The organism is Planktosalinus sp. (assembly GCF_059864935.1).
This window is the reverse complement of sequence record NZ_JCBCCK010000500.1, coordinates 1-3,838: the sequence shown is the minus strand read 5'-3', so window position 1 is coordinate 3,838 and position 3,838 is coordinate 1. Positions and strand designations below refer to the sequence as shown.

The 3,838-nt window shown below is 41.7% G+C and carries 3 protein-coding genes; 2 read left to right on the top strand and 1 reads right to left on the bottom strand.

Going from position 1 to position 3,838, the window contains the following annotated elements:
- Positions 1-1,304: VPS10 domain-containing protein (locus AC6F75_RS14445; RefSeq protein ID WP_500715792.1), on the bottom strand; the 1,304-nt coding region annotated here is incomplete at its 3' end.
- Positions 1,305-1,498: 194 nt separating this feature from the next.
- Here AC6F75_RS14445 and AC6F75_RS14440 point away from each other — a divergent pair.
- Together AC6F75_RS14440 and AC6F75_RS14435 are read left to right on the top strand one after the other, a co-directional pair.
- Positions 1,499-2,791 carry an aminopeptidase P N-terminal domain-containing protein gene (locus tag AC6F75_RS14440; RefSeq protein WP_500715791.1) on the top strand — a complete coding sequence of 431 codons (1,293 nt, stop codon included), beginning with the start codon at positions 1,499-1,501 and terminating at the stop codon, positions 2,789-2,791.
- 115 nt (positions 2,792-2,906) lie between these two features.
- Complete coding sequence (locus AC6F75_RS14435; RefSeq protein WP_500715790.1) at positions 2,907-3,677, top strand: alpha/beta fold hydrolase; 771 nt, start codon at positions 2,907-2,909, stop codon at positions 3,675-3,677.
- Positions 3,678-3,838 lie beyond the last annotated feature (161 nt).

The window sequence follows — 3,838 nt, the reverse complement described above, 5'->3', positions numbered from 1 at the left end:
TCTTTGGATTTTAAAATGGGTACCCCAAAAATATACATCGCATCGGGATTGTTTCGCTCCACGCAAATTTCCCCAAAATAATAACCATAAGAATAATAGATGTCATCCAAATAATCATCGTGGGTTTTTGTCCAGGTTTTACCGCCGTCTGTGGATTTAAAAACCTCAGCACCTATAACCGGTGTATCAAAAAGCATGGCATTGGCATCTTCCAGATATTTGGCTAAATCAACGGGTTTCACGGTACCGCCGCTCACCATTTGTTTGACGTTTTCGGCACGGTATTTTTCCTGAAAATTGTTTTCACGTAAAAAACGGTTTAAGGTGCTGTTGTCCAAGTCTAAAAACTGAGCAGTTGTCATATTTTTAAAATCTTCTTTGGTGAGAATACCTTCCGCTTGGGAATCTTTGTCTTTTGGTCTCAAATCCTGATTATCGTGAAAAGCATAAACAGTGTTGGCGTCATAAACAGCTAACCCAATGCGCCCCACGTCTTTTCCGGTGGGGAAACCGCTGCCTTCCACTGAAACTTTTGTCCAGCTATTACCGCCATCGGCACTTTTGTAAATGGCTGAGCCCTCGCCGCTACCTTCAAAATGCCAGGCCTTGCGGTCCCTTTGCCAGGAAGTGGCATACATCACATTAAAATTATTAGGGTCTGCTTCGAGATCGATGATTCCGGTTTCGTTGTTTATAAAAAGTGTTTTGTTCCAGGTTTTACCGCCGTCTGTGGTTTTGTAGATGCCACGCATTTCGTTAGGCGAATACAAATGACCAATCACTGCTGCCAAAACCTCATCAGGATTGTTGGGGTTGATAATAATGCGCCCAAAATGATGGGAATCGTGCAATCCCATATTCTGCCAGGTCTCCCCTTTGTCAGTCGATTTCAAAATCCCAATCCCCGAATAAGAAGAACGTGACGAGTTGTTCTCACCCGTGCCTACCCAAATGGTTCCGTTTTTCCAGTCTACGGCTATGTCGCCCATATTTTGTGTAGGTGCATTGTCTAATATCGGTGTAAAACTGGTGCCGTTATTGTTGGTGTACCACAATCCGCCGCTGGCATAGGCCACATAAAACTCCATCGGGTTATTAGGATTGACATCCAGATCCACCACGCGGCCACTCATTACCGTAGGGCCGATATTGGTAAAAGCGATGTTTTTAACAAGCGAATTTTTAGTCAGCACTTCCGTTTCCTGAAGCGATTGCAACAAAGCATCGGCCGAAGTTGCGGCGGGTTGCGCAAATGAAAAAGTGAAAAACAATACAAAAAAAAGCGAAGTAAAAATAGTTTTCATGGTTGGAAAATTTTATAGCGATGAAAGTACATATTTGGGTGGTGGTTTCAAAATTATTTTTTCAAGAATACTCTGGCATCTGTTTTATCGATTCAAAGGCTTTGTGTAACTTTGTTTTTTCCGCTTTGAGCGGAAGGAATATTGGAATTATGAACTTTTAATTATGAGATTCCCGCCTTCGCGGGAATGGTGGTATGAAATACGAAACGATCAACAAAGCCCTGTACATCAAAAACCGCAAAAACTTTATGGCACAAATGGCCCCTAAAAGCATTGCCGTTTTTAATTCAAACGATATTTACCCCATCAGTGCAGACAGCACTATGCCCTTTCAACAGGCACGCGACATACTGTATTTAAGCGGCGTGGACCAGGAAGAAAGTATTTTGTTGCTGTTCCCAGATGCGGTTGACCCTAAAAATCGTGAAGTCCTTTTCCTAAAAGAAACCAACGAGCATATCGCTGTTTGGGAAGGTGAAAAATTGACCAAAGACCGTGCGTTTGAAGTGAGTGGCATCCAAACGGTTTACTGGCTTCAAGAGTTTGACAAGGTATTTTTTGAACTGATGACACAGGCAGAAACCATTTATTTCAACACCAACGAGCATTACCGCCAGGCTGTGGAAACCCAAACACGCGAAGACCGCTTTATTGCAAAAACCAAAGCACAATTCCCCGCACACCGTTGGGCAAAAAGCAATCCGATACTGCAACGACTGCGCAGTATAAAAGACCCCATCGAACTCGCATTGATGCAAAAAGCCTGCGATATTACTGAAAAAGGCTTTCGCAGAATTCTCAATTTTGTAAAACCCGGCGTGATGGAGTACAACCTGGAGGCCGAGTTGATGCACGAGTTTCTCAACAACCGCTCCCGCGGATTTGCCTACACTCCCATTATCGCCAGCGGCAACAATGCCAATGTACTCCACTACATTGAAAATAATCAGGAATGTAAAGCCGGTGATTTGATCCTGATGGATGTGGGTGCAGAATATGCCAACTACAGCAGCGATATGAGCCGCACGATTCCTGTTTCGGGAAAATTTACCAAACGGCAAAAAGAGGTTTACAATGCGGTTTTACGGGTAAAAAATGAAGCGACAAAACTACTGGTGCCCGGAACCATCTGGAAAGAATACCACGTGGAGGTGGGCAAAATCATGACTTCAGAATTGATTGGATTAGGGCTTCTGGACAAAGCCGATGTAAAAAATGAAAACCCCGACTGGCCCGCCTATAAAAAATACTTTATGCATGGCACCTCTCACCACATTGGGCTGGATACTCATGACTATGGCATCCTTTGGGAACCCATGCAACCCAATATGGTCTTTACGGTAGAACCCGGCATCTACATTCCTGCAGAAGGTTTTGGAATTCGTCTGGAAGATGATGTTGTCATTCAAAAACAAGGTGAACCTTTTAACCTGATGCGCAACATCCCGATTGAAGCTGGGGAGATTGAGGAATTGATGAACAGTTAATAGAGGTGAGTATTAATTGTAGCAAATAATTCTTAATGACCCTAAATTTCTTAATGGTTCTATTATAAGTAAACCAAAGAGCTTATTAAATTGATAAATAAAGTATTGCCACAGTATGACTTTAGAATTTAAAGCATCAAAGATTGATTACACCCGCCATGGGAATGGAAAAGCTTTGGTATTACTTCATGGTTTTTTGGAAAACCAGAAAATGTGGGACCCTTTTCTTCCTGTATTATCTGAAAAACATACGGTAATTACTATTGATTTACCCGGTCATGGACAAAGTGAATGCAAAGGATATGTCCATTCCATGGAGTTGATGGCTGATGTGGTTGAAGCCGTTTTGAGACAAGAAAAAATAGGACAAGCAACTTTTATCGGTCATTCTATGGGAGGTTATGTGGTTTTGGCTTTCGCCGAAAGGCATCCTGAAATGTGTTCTGAAATTGTACTGTTAAATTCTTCCCCAAAAGCAGATTCTGCCGAGCGAAAACAAAACCGCGACCGCACCGTTGCTTTGGTTAAAAAACACAAAGACACTTTTTTAAGTATGGCGGTTCCCAATCTTTTTGCTGAAGAAAACAAGGAAGTTTTTACTGAAGAAATTGAATCTTTAAAAACAAATGCCCTGAAAATGAAAACTCAGGGCATTATTGCAGCACTTGAGGGAATGAAAATCAGAAAAGACCGAACTCGGCTCTTAAAAAAACTTACTATCCCTAAAACCATTATTGCCGGAAACCTTGACCCCATCATGCCTGTGGATGAGTTAAAAAAAATTGCTGCAAGCTGTCAATGCCTATTCATAACATTCTCAGGCGGGCATATGAGCACAATTGAAAATAAGGGCGAAATGTTAAATTTTATGCATTTCGTCGAATAAATATACATTTTGTCGGATATTACTTACATTTTTATACTTTTAATGTTAACTAACTAAAAAAAACTCCGACTCATGCAAAAAGCTACCCCCAAAGCAACCTCATCACTCGGAAAAATAATTTGTGCCACAGTTGGGCACAACTACAGGGAAACAAACAGAAT